The sequence below is a fragment of the Micromonospora sp. USAFONa4 genome, from assembly GCF_057197825.1.
In genome coordinates, this window is the sequence record NZ_CM170072.1 from 1,308,408 (window position 1) to 1,325,606 (window position 17,199).

The 17,199-nt window shown below is 70.7% G+C and carries 18 protein-coding genes; 8 read left to right on the forward strand and 10 right to left on the reverse strand.

Annotated elements, in window-relative coordinates; translation table 11 throughout:
- Positions 1 to 84: 84 nt before the first annotated feature.
- Entirely contained in the window at positions 85 to 609 is a 525-nt protein-coding gene (locus AC0OO9_RS05145) for a PadR family transcriptional regulator (protein WP_484515969.1), read from the forward strand.
- Complete coding sequence (locus AC0OO9_RS05150; protein WP_484515971.1) at positions 602 to 1,231, forward strand: GyrI-like domain-containing protein; 630 nt, start codon at positions 602 to 604, stop codon at positions 1,229 to 1,231. Before AC0OO9_RS05145 ends, AC0OO9_RS05150 begins: the two co-directional genes overlap by 8 nt.
- 104 nt (positions 1,232 to 1,335) lie before the next feature.
- Here the strand turns inward: AC0OO9_RS05150 and rpsA are convergent, their stop codons facing one another.
- Positions 1,336 to 2,931, reverse strand: coding sequence for a 30S ribosomal protein S1 (rpsA, locus tag AC0OO9_RS05155; protein ID WP_421451877.1), 1,596 nt, complete (start codon positions 2,929 to 2,931; stop codon positions 1,336 to 1,338).
- A gap of 297 nt (positions 2,932 to 3,228) precedes the next feature.
- Here rpsA and AC0OO9_RS05160 point away from each other — a divergent pair, with 297 nt between their 5' ends.
- The 6 genes from AC0OO9_RS05160 to AC0OO9_RS05185 are packed head-to-tail and all read left to right on the forward strand — an operon-like array spanning position 3,229 to position 6,503.
- Positions 3,229 to 4,032, forward strand: coding sequence for a class I SAM-dependent methyltransferase (locus AC0OO9_RS05160; RefSeq protein ID WP_484515973.1), 804 nt, complete (start codon positions 3,229 to 3,231; stop codon positions 4,030 to 4,032).
- Between the two features lie 54 nt (positions 4,033 to 4,086).
- Complete coding sequence (locus AC0OO9_RS05165) at positions 4,087 to 4,689, forward strand: Uma2 family endonuclease (protein ID WP_484515975.1); 603 nt, start codon at positions 4,087 to 4,089, stop codon at positions 4,687 to 4,689.
- 42 nt (positions 4,690 to 4,731) lie between these two features.
- Positions 4,732 to 4,953 carry a hypervirulence associated TUDOR domain-containing protein gene (locus tag AC0OO9_RS05170; RefSeq protein WP_311413586.1) on the forward strand — a complete coding sequence of 74 codons (222 nt, stop codon included), beginning with the start codon at positions 4,732 to 4,734 and terminating at the stop codon, positions 4,951 to 4,953.
- Complete coding sequence (locus tag AC0OO9_RS05175; protein WP_132236459.1) at positions 4,940 to 5,290, forward strand: DUF3140 domain-containing protein; 351 nt, start codon at positions 4,940 to 4,942, stop codon at positions 5,288 to 5,290. Before AC0OO9_RS05170 ends, AC0OO9_RS05175 begins: the two co-directional genes overlap by 14 nt.
- Before the next feature lie 50 nt (positions 5,291 to 5,340).
- Positions 5,341 to 6,090, forward strand: coding sequence for an SDR family NAD(P)-dependent oxidoreductase (locus AC0OO9_RS05180; protein ID WP_484515978.1), 750 nt, complete (start codon positions 5,341 to 5,343; stop codon positions 6,088 to 6,090).
- A 47-nt stretch (positions 6,091 to 6,137) separates the two neighbouring features.
- On the forward strand, positions 6,138 to 6,503 hold the full coding sequence (locus AC0OO9_RS05185) for a MerR family transcriptional regulator (protein ID WP_484517855.1): 366 nt from the start codon (positions 6,138 to 6,140) through the stop codon (positions 6,501 to 6,503).
- A gap of 159 nt (positions 6,504 to 6,662) precedes the next feature.
- Here AC0OO9_RS05185 and polA read toward each other — a convergent pair whose 3' ends face one another.
- The 9 genes from polA to AC0OO9_RS05230 form a co-directional block, all read right to left on the reverse strand.
- Positions 6,663 to 9,362, reverse strand: a complete 2,700-nt coding sequence (gene polA, locus AC0OO9_RS05190) for a DNA polymerase I (protein WP_484515980.1) — start codon at positions 9,360 to 9,362, stop codon at positions 6,663 to 6,665.
- Between the two features lie 110 nt (positions 9,363 to 9,472).
- A complete protein-coding gene (locus tag AC0OO9_RS05195) occupies positions 9,473 to 10,282 on the reverse strand; it encodes an amino acid ABC transporter ATP-binding protein (RefSeq protein ID WP_101411738.1) in 810 nt (269 codons plus the stop codon).
- Complete coding sequence (locus tag AC0OO9_RS05200; RefSeq protein ID WP_101411740.1) at positions 10,279 to 11,259, reverse strand: amino acid ABC transporter permease; 981 nt, start codon at positions 11,257 to 11,259, stop codon at positions 10,279 to 10,281. Before AC0OO9_RS05200 ends, AC0OO9_RS05195 begins: the two co-directional genes overlap by 4 nt.
- Before the next feature lie 2 nt (positions 11,260 to 11,261).
- Entirely contained in the window at positions 11,262 to 12,173 is a 912-nt protein-coding gene (locus AC0OO9_RS05205; protein ID WP_484515983.1) for an ABC transporter substrate-binding protein, read from the reverse strand.
- A gap of 33 nt (positions 12,174 to 12,206) precedes the next feature.
- Entirely contained in the window at positions 12,207 to 12,917 is a 711-nt protein-coding gene (locus tag AC0OO9_RS05210; RefSeq protein WP_357579255.1) for an ABC transporter ATP-binding protein, read from the reverse strand.
- The gene (locus AC0OO9_RS05215) at positions 12,907 to 13,752 is read right to left on the reverse strand and encodes an ABC transporter ATP-binding protein (RefSeq protein ID WP_484515986.1); all 846 of its coding nucleotides are present in this window, start codon (positions 13,750 to 13,752) and stop codon (positions 12,907 to 12,909) included. The genes AC0OO9_RS05210 and AC0OO9_RS05215 overlap by 11 nt, the downstream gene beginning before the upstream one ends.
- Positions 13,745 to 14,854, reverse strand: a complete 1,110-nt coding sequence (locus AC0OO9_RS05220; protein WP_121400628.1) for a branched-chain amino acid ABC transporter permease — start codon at positions 14,852 to 14,854, stop codon at positions 13,745 to 13,747. The genes AC0OO9_RS05215 and AC0OO9_RS05220 overlap by 8 nt, the downstream gene beginning before the upstream one ends.
- Positions 14,851 to 15,801 carry a branched-chain amino acid ABC transporter permease gene (locus AC0OO9_RS05225; protein ID WP_484515988.1) on the reverse strand — a complete coding sequence of 317 codons (951 nt, stop codon included), beginning with the start codon at positions 15,799 to 15,801 and terminating at the stop codon, positions 14,851 to 14,853. Before AC0OO9_RS05225 ends, AC0OO9_RS05220 begins: the two co-directional genes overlap by 4 nt.
- A 108-nt stretch (positions 15,802 to 15,909) precedes the next feature.
- On the reverse strand, positions 15,910 to 17,067 hold the full coding sequence (locus tag AC0OO9_RS05230; protein ID WP_484515990.1) for a branched-chain amino acid ABC transporter substrate-binding protein: 1,158 nt from the start codon (positions 17,065 to 17,067) through the stop codon (positions 15,910 to 15,912).
- Positions 17,068 to 17,199 lie beyond the last annotated feature (132 nt).

The following is a 17,199-nucleotide window of genomic DNA, read 5'->3' on the forward strand; positions in this document are numbered from 1 at the left end:
CAACCGGATGATCACCGCGCCGCCGGCACCGGGGGCACCCCGGCCGGTCCTCCCGGAGCCTATTCTAGTACTAGGATAGGGCCCGTGGAGCTGACCACCGCCGAGCTGACCGTGCTGGGCCTGCTCATCGAACGACCCCGGCACGGCTACGACCTGGAGCAGGTGATCGCGCGACGCGGCATCCGGCAGTGGTCCGACGTCGGGTTCTCCTCGATCTACTACCTGCTCGCCAAGCTGGACAGGCGCGGCCTGGTCCACGTACCCGAGGCTCCCGCCGCTCCGAAGTCCCGCCAGGTGTTCCACGCCACCGCCGAGGGCCGGGCGGCCGCGGCGCGCACCGCGCTGGCGCTCATCGAGCAACCGCAGCCGGTCCGGCACCCGCTCCTCGTCGGCATCGCCAACCTGCCCCTGCTCTCCGACCGCGAGTACGCGCAGGCGCTGCGCACCCGGCTGGCGGGGGTCGAGGCCCGCATCGGGTCGCTCCGGTCGGCGCAGCAGGCGCAGGCCCCCCTCCCGCACCCGGCGCGGGAGGTCTTCTCGTACTCGCTGAGCCTCCTGGAGGCGGAAAGGCAGTGGCTCGCCGCCCGAGCCCAGGTGCCTGATGACTGACAAGACCGACTTCAAGAAGACGCTCGACGCCTATCAGGCCGGGCGCGGGCAGTTCCGGATCGTGGACGTGCCCGACACGCGGTACCTCATGGTCGACGGCCACGGCGACCCGAACGGGGCACCGGCGTTCACCGGGGCCATCGAAGCCCTCTACCCGGTGGCCTACAAGCTGAAGTTCGCCAGCAGGCGGGACCTCGGCCGGGACTACGTCGTCCCGCCCCTGGAGGGCCTGTGGTGGGCCGAGGACATGGAGTCGTTCACCGCCCGGCGCGACAAGGAACGGTGGGACTGGACGCTGATGATCATGGTCCCGGACTGGATCGGCCAGGACCTGTTCACCGCCGCCGTCGAGCAGGCCGGGGCCAGGAACCGTCCGTCGCGTCTCGACGACGTCCGCCTGGCGACACTGTCCGAGGGACGGTGCGTGCAGACGCTGCACGTCGGTTCCTTCGACGACGAGGCCGAGGTGCTGGCGCGGCTGCACGGTGAGTTCGTCCCGGGCAACGGGCTGCGGATGGTGGGCAGACACCACGAGATCTACCTCAGCGACTTCCGCCGGGTCGCGCCCGAGCGGCAACGCACCATCCTGAGGCAACCGGTCGCCCCCGCGTCGGGTGCGTAGGTGCGGCGAGGGCGCGGCGGTGGCGGAGCGGCTGCGGAAAGACGGGAGCCCCGCCCCCGGCGATCTCGCGATCGCGGGGACGGGGCCCGTCGTCGTTCAGCGGGTCACTTGCCGCCGGCGAGCTTCTCCCGCAGAGCGGCGAGCGCCTCGTCGGTGGCCAGGGTGCCGGCCGGCTCCTCGGCCTGACGGCTCGGGGCCGCGCTGGTCGAGGTGGTGGTGCCACCACCGGTGACGGGCGGAGCCGGGTTGGCAGCGGCCTCGGCGTCGGCGGCCCGGGAGGTCTGCACCTGCTTGGTGTGGGCCTCCCAGCGCTGACGCGCCTCGGCGTACTGGTTCTCCCAGGTCTCGCGCTGCTTGTCGTACCCCTCGAGCCACTCGCCCGTCTCCGGGTCGAAGCCCTCCGGGTAGATGTAGTTGCCCTCGGCGTCGTACGTCGCGGCCATGCCGTAGAGGGTCGGGTCGAAGTGCTCCTCGCCCTCGACGAAGCCCTCGTTGGCCTGCTTGAGCGACAGCGAGATCCGGCGGCGCTCCAGGTCGATGTCGATGACCTTGACCATGACCTCGGAGCCGACCTGGACGACCTGCTCCGGGATCTCCACGTGGCGCTCGGCCAGCTCGGAGATGTGGACCAGGCCCTCGATGCCGTCGTCCACCCGGACGAAGGCGCCGAACGGCACCAGCTTGGTGACCTTACCCGGCACGATCTGCTGGATCGCGTGGGTGCGGGCGAACTGACGCCACGGGTCCTCCTGCGTCGCCTTCAGCGACAGCGAGACCCGCTCGCGGTCCAGGTCGACGTCCAGGACCTCGACCTCGACCTCCTGGCCCACCTCGACGACCTCGGACGGGTGGTCGATGTGCTTCCAGGACAGCTCGGAGACGTGCACGAGGCCGTCCACGCCGCCCAGGTCGACGAACGCGCCGAAGTTGACGATCGAGGACACGACGCCCTTGCGGACCTGGCCCTTCTGCAGCTTGTTGAGGAACTCGGTGCGCACCTCGGACTGCGTCTGCTCCAGCCAGGCCCGGCGGGACAGGACCACGTTGTTGCGGTTCTTGTCCAGCTCGATGATCTTGGCTTCGAGCTCGCGCCCGACGTACGGCTGCAGGTCGCGCACCCGACGCATCTCGACCAGGGAGGCGGGCAGGAAGCCCCGCAGCCCGATGTCGAGGATGAGACCACCCTTGACCACCTCGATGACCGAGCCGCGGACGACCCCGTCCTCGTCCTTGATCTTCTCGATGGTGCCCCAGGCCCGCTCGTACTGCGCCCGCTTCTTGGAGAGGATCAGACGACCCTCCTTGTCCTCCTTCTGGAGGACCAGGGCCTCGATGTGGTCACCAACCGAAACGACCTCGGCCGGGTCCACGTCGTGCTTGATCGACAACTCCCGAGAGGGGATGACACCCTCGGTCTTGTAGCCGATGTCGAGCAGGACCTCGTCCCGATCGACCTTGACGACGGTGCCTTCGACAATGTCGCCGTCGTTGAAGTACTTGATGGTCTCGTCGATCGCGGCGAGGAAAGCCTCCTCGGAACCGAGATCGTCGTGGGTGACCCGGGTGGCGCTCGAGGGGGCCTCGATGCTGCTCGTCATGTGGGCGGTTGCTCCGGTCGGATGGTGTGTCACAGCAGGCTGGTGTGTCGCGGTGACCTGTTCGCGCCAGCGGATCCGTCGCCGGGCACACCGAAAGATCATCGCGTGAGATCATGGATGTGGCTCCGCCAGTGGTCCCGGAGACCGCGCACCTGCTCCCTGCCGAGGCACACGATCCGCGAGCGCATCATCTAGCCTACCCGCTGCATTACCACAGCGTGCAAGCCCTCCCGTCCTCTCGCCGCCTCGTCAGCTGCGAAAGCGGAGATATCGGCAGGAAGGCGTCGCAGGTGTCGCGTCCGTCACAGGGGCATCACCGGTGAACGGTAGCGCCGGGCGCCGTACCCCGCACTCCGGGGGTCGCCCGGCGCACGGCGCACGCGGGGCTAGCGTGGGCGGGTGGATGACGACAGCCGGGTGACCCGGCGCCGGGTCGGCAACGCCGAGGCCCGCCGGGCGAACCGCAGCTGGTGGGACGCCGACGCCGACGACTACCAGGCCGAGCACGGCCGTTTCCTCGGCGACCTGGACTTCGTCTGGTGTCCGGAGGGCGTGCGCGAGGCCGACGTACGGCTGCTGGGCGACCTGGCCGGACGGCGGGTGCTGGAACTCGGCTGCGGGGCCGCCGCCGCCGCGCGGTGGCTCGCCACCCAGGGGGCCCGCCCGGTCGCCCTGGACCTCTCCGCCGGCATGCTGCGGCACGCCGCGCTGGCGGCCGGACGCACCGGCGTACGCGTGCCGCTCGTGCAGGCCGACGCGCTGGCACTGCCCTTCGCCGACGCCGCGTTCGACACGGCCTGCACGGCGTTCGGGGCGGTCCCGTTCGTGGCCGACTCGGCGGCGGTCATGCGCGAGGTGTTCCGGGTGCTGCGCCCCGGCGGCCGGTGGGTGTTCTCGGTGACCCACCCGATGCGGTGGATCTTCCTCGACGACCCCGGCGAGGGCGGGCTGACCGCGGTGCACTCGTACTTCGACCGCTCCCCCTACGTGGAGCAGGACGAGGCCGGCGACGCCACCTACGTCGAGCAGCACCGCACGCTCGGCGACCGGGTCCGCGAGCTCGTGGGCGCCGGGTTCCGCCTGCTCGACCTCGTGGAACCGGAGTGGCCCGAGGGGCACGAGGGGATCTGGGGGCAGTGGAGCCCGCTGCGCGGCCGCCTATTCCCCGGCACCGCCATCTTCGTCGCGGAGAGACCCGCCTGAGCGACGGACAGCCGGTGCGACGTCCGGGGCGGGCCACGGGGTTACGCTGAGCCGGTGAGCGCCGAGCCGATCGCGACACCACCTGGCCCATGGTGTCCTGACCCGATCCGGCAGCAGCGTGCCGACTACACGCTGGAGGACCTGCTCAACCTGCCGGACGACGCCCCCCGCGTCGAACTCGTCGACGGAGTCATCCAGGTGACACCCTCCCCCACCCTGGGCCACCAGGACATCTCTCTGTTGCTCGCGCACTGGCTGCTGCAGCACACGCCCGAGCACCTGCGGGTCGCCCAGGCGGTCGGCGTCGCGCTGAACACGAACACCAGCCGCCAGCCGGACGTGTTGCTGCGAAAGGCCGAGGTGCCGTCCGGCCGCTCCCTGCTGCGTCCGGAGGACGTGGTACTCGCGGTGGAGATCGTCTCGCCCGGCACCCGCCGCATCGACCGGTTCGCCAAGCCCGGCGAGTACGCCGCCGCCGGCATCCCCTTCTACTGGCGGATCGAGCAGGACCCCATCCACCTCTACGCCTACCGGCGGGGCGATCGGCTCGGGCCGGGCGGTGAGCGACAGTACGAACTGATCGCCGACAGCGCGGAGCTGATCGAGCTGGTCGAACCATTCGAGATCAAGCTGCCGATCGCCGACATCACGCCATAGCGGTCGTCGTTTCGGGGCATCGACGCCGGGTACCCGCGTCGCATGGCCGAGCAGAGCGAGTTCCGCAGCGGTGACCACGTCTCCTGGGCCAGCCACAGCGGCCGGGCGTACGGCGTGGTCAAGGAGAAGATCACCGAACGGACGCACGTACGCGGGCACGCCGTGAACGCGTCGCCGGACGACCCGCAGTACCGGATCCGCAACGACGACTCAGGGCGGGACGTCGCACACCGACCGGAGGTGCTGCGCCATGAGCAGGGCTGACGAGGGCCGGGACACCTACCGGGAGTTCACCGAGGCGGTGAACATGAAGCCGGCCGAGCTGTCGACGTGGCTGGAGACCGACGAGTCGAAGCAGGTCGGCTGGCACAAGGGTGGGCGCTCCGGCGGCGGCGAGTCGGTCGGGCACGAGTCGGGCCGCAGGATCATCGAGCTGCTGCGGCGCAAGCGTGCCGAACTCTCCGAGGGCGACTACCGGCACATGCGCAAGGTCGTCGGCTACGTCCGGCGGCACATGGCGCAGCGCCCCTCCGGCGACGTCCGCGACACGAAGTGGCGCTGGTCCCTGATGAACTGGGGCCACGACCCCCTCAAGCGCTGAGCCCGTCCGCTTGACCCTGCCACTGACGACAGGGTCCGACGATCCGCACCATGAGTCGAGCGCAACGCAGGATCGTCGTCGTCACCGGTGCGGGCACCGGGATCGGACGTGCCACCGCCCGTGGGTTCAGCGCCCGGGGGGCGCACGTCGTCGCGGTGGGCCGACGGGCCGCGCCCCTGGCGGAGACCGCCGCCGGTCATCCCGGAATCGAACCGCTGGTCGCCGACGTCACCGCTCCCGGCGCCGCGGAGCTGATCGTCGGCACCGCCACGCAGCGGCACGGCCGCCTCGACGTGCTGGTCAACAACGCGGGCGTGGCCGGCGGCGGTCCGCTCGGTTCGCTCGCCCCCGAGACCGTCGAGCGCCACCTGGCGACGAACCTGGTGGCGCCGCTCCTGCTCACCCAGGCGGCGGTGCCGGCGCTGACCGACAGCCGGGGCGTCGTCGTCAACGTCACCACGTCGGTCGGGTCGCGGGCCTGGCCGGGCAGTTCGCTGTACGCGGCCGGGAAGTCCGCCCTGGACTCGCTGACCCGCAGCTGGGCGGTGGAGCTCGCGCCGTCCGGGATCAGGGTGGTGGCGGTGGCACCCGGTGCCGTCGACACCCCGATCGGCGCGCACCAGGGGCTCACACGGGAGCAGCAGGCCGACGTGCGCCGGTGGCAGGTGGCGCGGACGCCGCTGGGACGCGTCGGGCGTCCCGAGGAGGTGGCGTGGGCGATCCTGCGCCTCGCCGACCCGGCGGCCGGCTTCGTCACCGGCGTCGTGCTGCCGGTCGACGGTGGCGCCGTGATCGCGTGACGGCGTCGCCCGCCGCACTGGTAGAACGGTGCCCGGAGGTGCAGACCATGCTGATCGGCGAGCTGGCGGAGGCCACCGGCGCCACCCCGCGCGCGCTGCGGCACTACGAACGGCACGGACTGCTCGACTCCCGGCGGGCCCACAACGGCTACCGGATCTACGACGAGCGGTCGGTGGGCCGGGTGCGCAACATCCGTCACCTGCTGGCCGCCGGCCTGACGCTGGACGACGTGCGGACGTTCCTGCCCTGCCTGGACGGGGACGTGGCCGCCGCCCCGCCCGCGCCGGCCGGCGTCCGGGTCGGACTGGACCGCCTCGCGGTGCTCGACGCCCGGATCGCGGCGCAGACGGCGGTACGCGACCGGCTGGCGGCGGCCCTACGCGCGGCGGGCACGGCCGTCCCAGACGTCTGACGACGACGCGGACCGGCCACCCCTGCCCCGACCACGGCCGTCCCGCGCTATCCGACGGCGACGCGGGCCCTGCCGCCCTCTGCGGGCAGGGCCCGGTGCCGGCAGCGGGACGGCGCCCGCCGGCCAGGGCCCGGGGCCGACGCGCGGCGGGACGGCCCGTCAGTGGTCGGCGCTGTTCCAGTCCCGGCCCTCGCCGACGGAGACCTCCAGCGGCACCGACAGCGGGTGCGCCCCGCCCATCTCCCGCCGCACCAGCGCCTCCAGGGTCTCCCGTTCGCCCGGGGCGACCTCGAAGACCAGCTCGTCGTGCACCTGGAGCAGCATCCGGGAGCGCAGGCCCGCCTCGCGCAGCGCCGTGTCGACGTGCAGCATGGCGACCTTGATGATGTCGGCCGCCGAACCCTGGATGGGGGCGTTGAGCGCCATCCGCTCCGCCATCTCCCGGCGCTGCCGGTTGTCGCTGACCAGGTCGGGCAGGTAGCGGCGGCGGCCCAGGATGGTGGAGGTGTAGCCGTCGTGCCGGGCGCGGGCGACTACCTCCTGGAGGTAGTCGCGCACGCCCCCGAAACCGGCGAAGTAGTTCTCCATCAGCCCGCGCGCCTCCTCGGCGGTGATCCCGAGCTGCTGGGAGAGGCCGAACGCGCTCAGCCCGTACGCCAGGCCGTAGTTCATTGCCTTGATCTTGCGCCGCTGGTCGGCGGTGACCTCGCCGACCGGCACCTCGAAGACCGACGAGGCGGTGGCGGCGTGGAAGTCGGCACCGGAGTTGAACGCGTCGATCAGCGCGTCGTCCGACGACAGGTGCGCCATGATCCGCATCTCGATCTGGCTGTAGTCGGCGGTGAGCAGGCACTCGTAGCCCTCCCCCACCACGAAGGCGCGCCGGATGCGGCGCCCCTCCTCAGTGCGGATCGGGATGTTCTGCAGGTTGGGCTCGGTGGAGGAGAGCCGCCCCGTGGCCGCCACCGTCTGGTTGAACGTGGTGTGGATGCGGCCGTCGTCGGAGACCGACTTGAGCAGCCCGTCGACGGTCGTCTTGAGCTTCGCCACGTCGCGGTGGCGCAGCAGGTGGGCCAGCACCGGGTGCGGGTTCTGCGCGTGCAGCCACTGGAGGGCGTCGGCGTCGGTGGTGTAGCCGGTCTTGATCTTCTTGGTCTTGGGCAGGCCCAGCTCGCCGAAGAGGATCTCCTGCAACTGCTTCGGCGAGCCGAGGTTGAACTCCCGGCCGACCGACTCGTAGGCCCCCTGGGCGGCGGCCTTCACCTCGGCGGCGAAGTGCGCCTCCAGCTCGGAGAGGTAGTGCGTGTCGGCGGCGATGCCGGTGCGTTCCATGCCGGCGAGCACCCGCATCAGCGGCAGCTCCACCCCGGCCATCAGCCGCGCCGACTGCTCGCCGTCGCGGGACAGCTCGGCGTCGATCGCGTCGGCCAGGTCGAGGGTGGCGCGGGCCTGGAGCATGAGGTTCTGCTCCGCCTCACCGTCGTTGCCGAGCCCCTCCAGGGTGAGCTGGCCGGTCTCCGGGGCGTCGACCCGCAGCTCGCGGTGCAGGTAGCGCAGGGCCAGGTCGGTCAGGTCGTAGGAGCGCTGGTCGGGGCGGGCCAGGTAGGCGGCGATCTGGGTGTCGCGGAGGATGCCCTCCAGGCGCCAGCCGTGCGCGGCGAACGCCAGCACCGCCGGCTTGCTGTCGTGCAGCACCTTGGGCCGCCCGGCGTCGGCCAGCCAGGCCGCCAGGGCCGCCTCGTCGGTCGGCTCCAGGGTGGCGGGATCGCACCAGGCCGCCGCGCCGCCGGCGGTGGCCAGCGCCAGCCCGGTCACCGAGGCGGTGTGCCTGCGGTTGGGGCCCGTGTCGAGCTTCGCCGCCACGCCCACCGGGGTGTCGGCCGGCGCGTGCGTCTCCAGCCACCCGGCGAGCGCCCCGGGCTCGGTGAGTACCTCGCCGGTCAGGTCGAACCCGGACTCGGCCTCCGGCTCCACCGCCTCCAGGTATTGATAGAGCCGGTCGCGCAGGATGCGGAACTCGAGGGTGTCGAAGACCTGGTGGACGGCCTCGCGGTCCCACCCCTCCCACCGCGCGTCCTCGGGGCGCAGCGGCAGCTCCAGGTCGGAGACGAGGCAATTGATCTCGTAGTTGCGGATCACGTCGGCGAGCCGCTCGCGCAGGCTGTCGCCGGCCTTGCCCTTGATCTCGTCGGCCCGCGCGACGACCCCGTCGACCCCGCCGTACGTGTTGATCCACTTCGCGGCGGTCTTCGGCCCGACGCCCGGCACGCCGGGCAGGTTGTCGCTGGTCTCGCCGACCAGGGCGGCCAGGTCGCGGTAGCGCTCCGGGGGGACGCCGTACTTCGCCTCGATCGCCGCCGGGTCCATCCGGGCCAGGTCCGAGACGCCCTTGCGCGGGTAGAGCACCGTGATCTGGTCGCCGACGAGCTGGAACGCGTCGCGGTCGCCGCTGCTGATCAGGACCGACATGCCCTGGTCGCGGGCCTGGCAGGCGAGGGTGGCGATGATGTCGTCGGCCTCGAAGCCCTCCTTCTCCACCACCGGGATGCGCAGCGCCGCGAGGACCTCCTTGACCAGGCTCACCTGGCCCTTGAAGTCGGTCGGGGTCTCGCTGCGGCCGGCCTTGTACTCCGCGTACTTCTCCGTGCGGAAGGAGCGGCGGGAGACGTCGAAGGCGACGACGATGTGCGTCGGCTGCTCGTCGCGCAGCACGTTGATCAGCATGGACGTGAAGCCGTAGACCGCGTTGGTCGGCTGCCCCGTCGTGGTGGAGAAGTTCTCCACCGGCAGGGCGAAGAACGCCCGGTATGCCATGGAATGTCCGTCGACGAGAAGCAGGCGCGGCGTCGTAGCTGTCACGGCAGCGACTCTAGCCGCCCGCTCCGACACTCCGGGACACCGGCACGGACGCCGGTGCGGTCCGAGCCGGAGGCCGGCACGGCCCGGGGTGGGCCGCGCCGGCGTACCGCTCAGAGCACCTTGGCCAGGAACGCCTTCGTCCGGTCGTGCCGGGGGTTGGCGATCACCTCGCGGGGCACCCCGGACTCGACCACGACGCCGCCGTCCATGAAGACCAGCGAGTCGCCGACCTCGCGGGCGAAGCCGATCTCGTGGGTGACCACGATCATCGTCATGCCGTCGCGGGCCAGGTCCTTCATCACGTCGAGCACCTCGCCGACCAGCTCCGGGTCGAGCGCGCTGGTGGGCTCGTCGAAGAGCATCAGCTTCGGCTGCATCGCCAGCGCCCGGGCGATCGCCACCCGCTGCTGCTGCCCGCCGGAGAGCTGGCTCGGGTAGTTGCCGAGCTTGTCGCCCAGCCCCACCCGCTCCAGCAGGGCGGCGGCCCGGTCCCGGGCGGCGGCCTTGGACTCGCGGCCCAGCAGCACCGGCGCCTCGGCGACGTTCTGCAGGGCGGTCATGTGCGGGAAGAGGTTGAACCGCTGGAACACCATGCCGATCGCGCGGCGCTGGGCGGCGACGTCCTTCTCCCGCATCTCGTGCAGCTTGCCGCCGCGCTCGCGGTAGCCGATCAGGTCGCCGTCCACCCAGATGCGGCCGGCGTTAATCTTCTCCAGGTGGTTGATGCAGCGCAGGAACGTCGACTTGCCGGAGCCCGAGGGGCCCAGCAGGCAGCACACCTCGCCGCTGCGGACCTCCAGGTCGATGCCCTTGAGCACCTCGATCGACCCGAACGACTTGTGCACCTGCTCGGCCCGCACCATCGGCGTGGAATCCGCCGTCGCTCCGCCGGCCGGTGCCGGCACCGTCAGCTCGGTCATGCGCCGCCCGCCTTCCCGGTCGTGCCGCCGCTCTCCGCCGTGATCGTGCGCAGCCTGGTCCTCGCCCGCCCGCTGCGCCGCACGCCCTTGGAGAAGTGCCGCTCCAGGTAGTACTGCCCGACCAGCAGCACGCTGCTCAGCAGCAGGTACCAGAGGGTCGCCGCGACCAGCATCGGGAAGACCTGGAAGGTCCGGCTACCCACGGCTCTGAGCTGGAAGAACAGCTCCATCGAGACCGGCACGAAGGCCACCAGCGAGGTGTCCTTGAGCATGGCGATGGTCTCGTTGCCGGTCGGCGGCACGACCACCCGCATGGCCTGCGGCAACACGATGCGGCGCAGGATCTGCGACCGCCGCAAGCCCAGCGCCTGGGCGGCCTCCGTCTGCCCCTCGTCGACCGACTGGATGCCGGCCCGGACGATCTCCGCCATGTAGGCGGCCTCCGAGAGACCCAGCGCCAGCGCGCCGGCCACGAACCCGGTCAGGATGTCCACCGTCGAGAAGCCGAACAGCCGCGCCTCGAAGTCGTCGACCCCGAACAGCGCGCCGATCTGCCGGTCGAAGGGCAGCCCGAACTCGATGCGCGCCCAGAGGATGCCCAGGTTGCCGAAGAGGATCGCCAGCACCAGCCGGGGCACCGCCCGGAAGAACCAGGTGTACGCCCAGGCGACGCCGCGCAGGATCGGGTTCTCCGACAGCCGCATGACGGCGATGACGACGCCCAGCACGATGCCGATCAGCATGGCGGTCACCAGCAGCGCGAGGCTGCCGCGTACCCCCGCCATGATCGGCGGACGGAACATCTCGTCGACCATGAACGGCCAGTTGAACGCCTTGTTCGTCACCAGCAGGTGCACGAACATGGCCACCAGCACCCCGATCACGGCGACGGCGACCCACCGCCCGGGATGCCGCACGGGCACGGCCTGGATGGGTTCCGGCCGTGCCCGTTCGGGTGTGTCTGTTCCGACTGACATGGTCAGCTGGTCGGGTTCAGCGCCGGAGTCGTGATGGCGCCACCCTCGACGCCCCACTTCTTCAGCGCGCCCTCGTACGTGCCGTCGGCGATGACCGCCGTGACGGCCTCCTTGAGCACCTCGGCGAACGCGGCCTGGTCCTTCTTCACCGCGTAGCCGTACGGGGCCGACTCGTAGATGTCGCCGAGCAGCTCCAGCTGGCCGCTGCTCTGCTTCACCGCGTACGCGCCGACCGGGGAGTCGGCCAGCATGGCGTCGTTCTTGCCGCTGACCACGGCGGCCGTGGCGTCGCTCTGCGCCTGGTACTGGTCGATGGTGATGGCCGGCTTGCCGGCGTCGGTGCACTTCTTCGACCGGGCCGTGATGTCGTCGAGCTGCACGGTGCCGACCTGCACGGCGATCTTCTTGCCGCAGGCGTTCTCGGTGTCGACCTTGGCCGGGTTGCCGGCCTTGGTCGCCCACTGGGTGCCGGCGGAGAAGTAGCTGACCATGTTGACGGTCTTCATCCGCTCGGCGTTGATGGTGAACGAGGAGACGCCGACCTCGTACTTGCCCGAGTCGACGCCGGGCAGGATCGCGTCGAACGGCGCCGACTCGTACTCGGCCTTGAGGCCGAGCTTCTGCGCGACCGCGTTGAACAGCTCGATGTCGAAGCCGACCACCGTCTTGCCGTCGGCGTCGAGGAACTCCGCCGGGGCGTACGTCGAGTCGGTGCCGACCTTGATCACGCCGTCGGCCTTGATGGCGTCGGGCACCTTCGCGGCCAGCGCCGAGTCGGCGGCGGCGGTGACGCTGGGGCCGGCGCCGGGCTGCTCGGTGCTCTCCTTCTCGCCGCAGCCGGCCAGCGAGAGGGCGAGCAGGGCGGCGCCGGTGGCGCCGAGGGCGGCCCGGCGGCCACCACTGATGCGGAACATGGGGTACTCCTTGCGATGAGGGGTGACGGCCGGTCAGGCCACGCCGAGGTAGGCCTCTTTGACCGCCGGGTCGTGCAGCAGCTCGGCACCGGTGCCGCTCTTGACGATCACGCCGGTCTCCAGCACGTACGCCCGGTGGGCCCGGGCCAGCGCCTGCTGGGCGTTCTGCTCGACCAGCAGGACGGTGGTGCCCTGCTGGTTGATCTCGACGATGATGTCGAAGATCTGCTGGATCAGCATCGGCGCCAGACCCATCGAGGGCTCGTCGAGCAGCAGCAGCTTCGGCCGGCTCATCAGCGCCCGCCCGACGGCCAGCATCTGCTGCTCGCCGCCGGAGAGGGTGCCGCCCTGCTGCTTGCGCCGCTCGGCCAGGCGGGGGAAGAGGCCCAGCACCCGGTCGAGGTCCTGGGCGATCCCGGCCCGGTCGCGCCGGGTGTACGCGCCCATGTCGAGGTTCTCCAGCACCGTCATGCCCGGGAAGATCCCGCGGCCCTCGGGCGCCTGGCACAGCCCCCGCCGGACCCGCAGGTCCGCCCGGAGCTTGGTGATGTCCTCACCGTCGAACCGGATGCTGCCGCTGGCGACCGGCCGGATCCCGGAGATCGCCCGCATCGTGGTCGACTTGCCGGCGCCATTGGCGCCGATCAGGGCGACGATCTCGCCCTCGTCCACCGTCAGGCTGATGCCGTGCAGCGCCTGGATCCGCCCGTAGAGCAGGCTCACATCGTCGATCTCAAGCAGCATCGTCCGGCACCCCCAGGTACGCCGCGATCACCTTCGGGTTCTCCCGCACCTCGGCGGGCAGCCCCTCGGCGATCTTCTTTCCGAACTCCAGCACCACGATCCGGTCGGTGACCCCCATGACCAGGCGCATGTCGTGCTCGATGAGCAGCACGGTCACGCCGGTGTCCCGGATCTGCCGGATGAGCTGGAGCAGTTCCTCCTTCTCCGCCGGGTTGAAGCCGGCGGCCGGCTCGTCCAGGCAGAGCAGCACCGGGTCGGTGGCCAGCGCGCGGGCGATCTCCAGCCGCCGCTGCTCGCCGTAGGAGAGGTTGCGGGCGAACTCGTGCATCCGCTTGCGGACGCCGACGAACTCCAGCAGGCGCTCGGCCTTCTCCCGGCTCTCGCGCTCCTCCTTCCAGTACCGCGGCAGGCGGAACAGCGCGGAGATGACGCTCGTCTTGTTGTGCGCGTCCGCGCCCACCAGGACGTTCTCCAGCGCCGTCATCTCCGGGAAGAGGCGGATGTTCTGGAACGTCCGCGCCATGCCCATCTTGGTGATCTGGTGCCGCTTCTTGCCGCTGACCTTCTGGCCACGGAACCGGATCTGCCCCTCCGTGGGCTGGTAGATGCCGGTCATGGCGTTGAAGCAGGTGGTCTTGCCGGCGCCGTTCGGGCCGATCAGACCGAGGATCTCGCCCTTGTAGAGGGTGAAGTCCACCTCGTTCAGGGCGACCACGCCGCCGAAGCGCAGCGTGACCTTGTCGACCTCCAGCAGCGGCTCCCGGGTGGGCACCGCCTCCACGGCCGGCGCGCCGGCCTGCGCCGGAACGACCGGCGTCTGCTCGGTGTCACTCACCGACGGTCACCTCCTTGCGACGATCCTTGAACTCCGCCGCACGTCGTCGGTTGGGGATCAGACCCTCCGGCCGGAAGATCATCATGACCACCAGCACCAGGCCGAAGAACAGGAACCGGTACTCGTACAGCTCGACGCCCAGCAGCTCGATGCCACGGAACCGCTCGATCATGTACGCCACCAGGCCACCGCCGACGATCGCGCCGACGATGTTGCCCGAACCGCCGAAGATGACCGCAGCCAGGATGATGATCGAGTTCAGCAGCTCGAAGTTCTGCGAGTTGACGAAGTTCTGCTTGCCCGCGAAGAGCGCGCCGGCGAGACCGGCGATCGCGGCGCCCGCGGCGAACGCCCACAGCTTGAACTTGAACGTGGGCACGCCCATGAGCTGCGCGGCGTCCTCGTCCTCGCGAATGGAGATCCAGGCGCGCCCGACCCGGCTGTGGGTCAGGTTCCGCACCCCGATGACCACCAGGATGATCACCGTGAGGACCAGCCAGTAGTACGGCCGGGCGTCGAGCACGCCGAAGAACGGCTTGCCGTCGGCGTACTGGCCCGGCGGGTGCGGGATCTGGTTGAAGCCCCGCTGGCCCTTGAGGAACTCCGAGCTGACCGCGCCGATCCGGATCATCTCGGCGAAGCCGAGCGTCACCAGGGCCAGGTAGTCGCCCCGCAGCCGCAGGGTCGGCGTACCGAGCATCACGCCGGAGACCATCGTCAGGGCGATCGCCACCGGCACCGCCAGCAGCCACGGCCACAGCGTCTTGATGTCGCTGCTCGGCGAGGTCAGCACCGCCACGGTGTACGCGCCGACGGCGAAGAAGCCGAAGTAGCCGAGGTCGAGCAGGCCGGCGAAGCCGACCACGATGTTCAGGCCGACGGCCAGCAGCACGTAGATCGAGACGGTGAACATCACCTGGGTGAAGTTCGCACCGGGGGTCGGGATCGGCCCGAGGTACTGGTAGAACTCCTTGTTCGGCAGCGCGTAGAAGAACACGATCACCGCGGCCAGCAGCGCCCAGCGCACCCAGCGCGGCGCGCCGCGCCACCGTTCGCCGGCCGCCTCGCGGCCGGAGCGCACCTTTTCCAAGACGGTCGTCATGCCCGTGCCCTCCCCAGCGACTCACCCAGCAGACCGGTCGGCCGGAACATCAGCAGCACCACCAGCAGCGCGAACGCGGCGAAGTCCTTCCACTCGCTGCCGAACAGGCCGGAGGCGTAGTTCTCCACCACGCCCAGCAGCAGGCCGCCGAGCAGCGCGCCGCGCAGGTTGCCGATGCCGCCGAGCACCGCGGCGGTGAAGGCCTTGAGGCCGAGCAGGAAGCCGACGCTGTAGGTGAGGGTCTGGATCCGTACGTCGTAGAGCAGACCGGCGACGCCGGCCATGCTGCCGCCGGCGATGAAGACCATCAGGATGATCCGGTCCTTGTTCACGCCCATCAGCGCGGCGGTGTTGGCGTCCTGGGCGACCGCCCGGATGCCGCGACCGACCCGGCTGCGGTTGATGAACAGGTCCAGCGCGACCATCATCGCCAGCGCCGCGCCGAGGGTGAGCAGCTGCACCGCGTCGATCGGCACGCCGAAGACGTGGAACAGCGGCTCCTGGCTGACCAGGATCGGGGCGCCCTCGGGACGGCGGCGGGTCCAGATGCCGAACGCCTCGGAGATGGCGATCGACGCGCCGATCGCGGTGATCAGGAAGGCCAGCGGCGGCGCGTTGCGCTTACGCAGCGGCCGGTACGCCACCCGCTCGATGACGGTGGCCGTGCCGGCGGAGGCGATCGCCGCGACGATCATCGCCACCAGCAGGTAGAACATGATCGACCCGACGCCGCTGACCTGCGAGTTCTGGTCGAGCCCGAAGCCGTTCCAGGTCCAGATCGCTGCGAACGCGCCGGCGATGAAGACCTCGGAGTGGGCGAAGTTGATGAGTCTCAGCACGCCGTAGACCAGCGTGTAGCCGAGCGCGACCAGGGCGTAGATCGCACCCTGCGTCAGGCCGGTCGTCGTGTATGTCCCGAAGTTGGAGAACAGGTCGTCGAAGTTCAATGAAGGGACACTCCATCAGGGTCTGGAGAGAAAAGTGGGGCGCGGCCGGGAGCACAGCTCCCGGCCGCGCCCGCGATCACCACTCAATCGCCGTAGCAGCGACCGACGTCAGGACTTGGGGATCTCCTGCTCCGGCACGACCTTGCCGCCCTGGACCTTGAAGGCCCAGACCTTGACCTGCGCCGGGTCGAGCTCGCCGCCCTCGACGAACTTGTAGCTCGCCGCGACGCCCTCGCCGCTGTAGCCCTTCACGAACTCCAGCAGGCCCTCACGGGTGGTCTTGCCCGCCTTGATGCCGGCCAGCAGGATGTTCGCCGCGTCGTAGGCCGTGTCGCTGTAGGTGCCCGGGTCGGCCCCGTTGAGCGCCTTGTACTCCTCGACGAAGGTGCCGCGCGCCTCGGCGGCCGGCTGGCACGGGCAGGTGAGGATGGTGCCCTCGGCCGCCGCCGCACCCGCGGAGGTGATGTACGCGGCGTCGTTCACGCCGTCGCCCGCGATCAGCGGAGCGGTGATCCCGGCAGCGGTGAGCTGCTTGCGGATCAGGCCGGCCTCCTGGTAGTAGCCACCGTAGAAGATCGCCTTGACGTTGGCGGCCTTGACCTTGGTGACCACGGCCGAGAACTCGACCTGCTTGCCCTCGCCCTGGACCTTGTCGGAGCCGACGACCGCGGGGCCGAGCACCTTCTTGACCTCGTCGGCCAGGCCGGCGCCGTACGCGGACTGGTCGTCGATGACGTAGACCTTGTCGGCCTTCAGCACGTTCTTGATGTAGTTGCCGGCCGCCGGGCCCTGGCTGAAGTCGTTGCCGACCGCGCGGAAGAAGGTCTTCCAGCCCTGGTCCGCCAGGCTCGGGCGGGTCGCGGAGGGGGTGATGGTCACCAGACCGGCCTCGTTGAAGAGCGGACCGGCGGCCTCCGACTCACCCGAGTAGGCCGGGCCGACGATGCCGAGGATCTTGGTGTCGTCGATGGCCTTCTGGGCCAGACCCGGGGCCTGGTCCGGGCTGCCCTGCGAGTCCAGGGGAACCAGCTCGACCTTGCAGTCGGCGTTCTCCTTGTTGTACTTGTCGACCGCCAGCTTGACGCCGTTGTTCTCGTTGATGCCGAGCGCCGCCGACGGGCCGGTCAGCGCGCCGAAGAACGCGATCTTGTTGCCGCAGGCGTCGCCACCGGACGCCGCGTCGTCGCTACTGGAGCATGCCGTGCCGCCGGCGACGAGCGCCAGCATGGCGACCCCACCGATAACGCGCGCGAGCTTCTGCCTCAAGGCCCGAACCCTCCTCCGTCCCATGGTCCGAACCACCCGCTGCCGATTGGCCCTTGCGGGGGCGGACGAACCAGACCGTCGTCGCCGGTCTGGGGCCGGACGCTATCCCACCTTTGAGCTGTGACGAAAGCC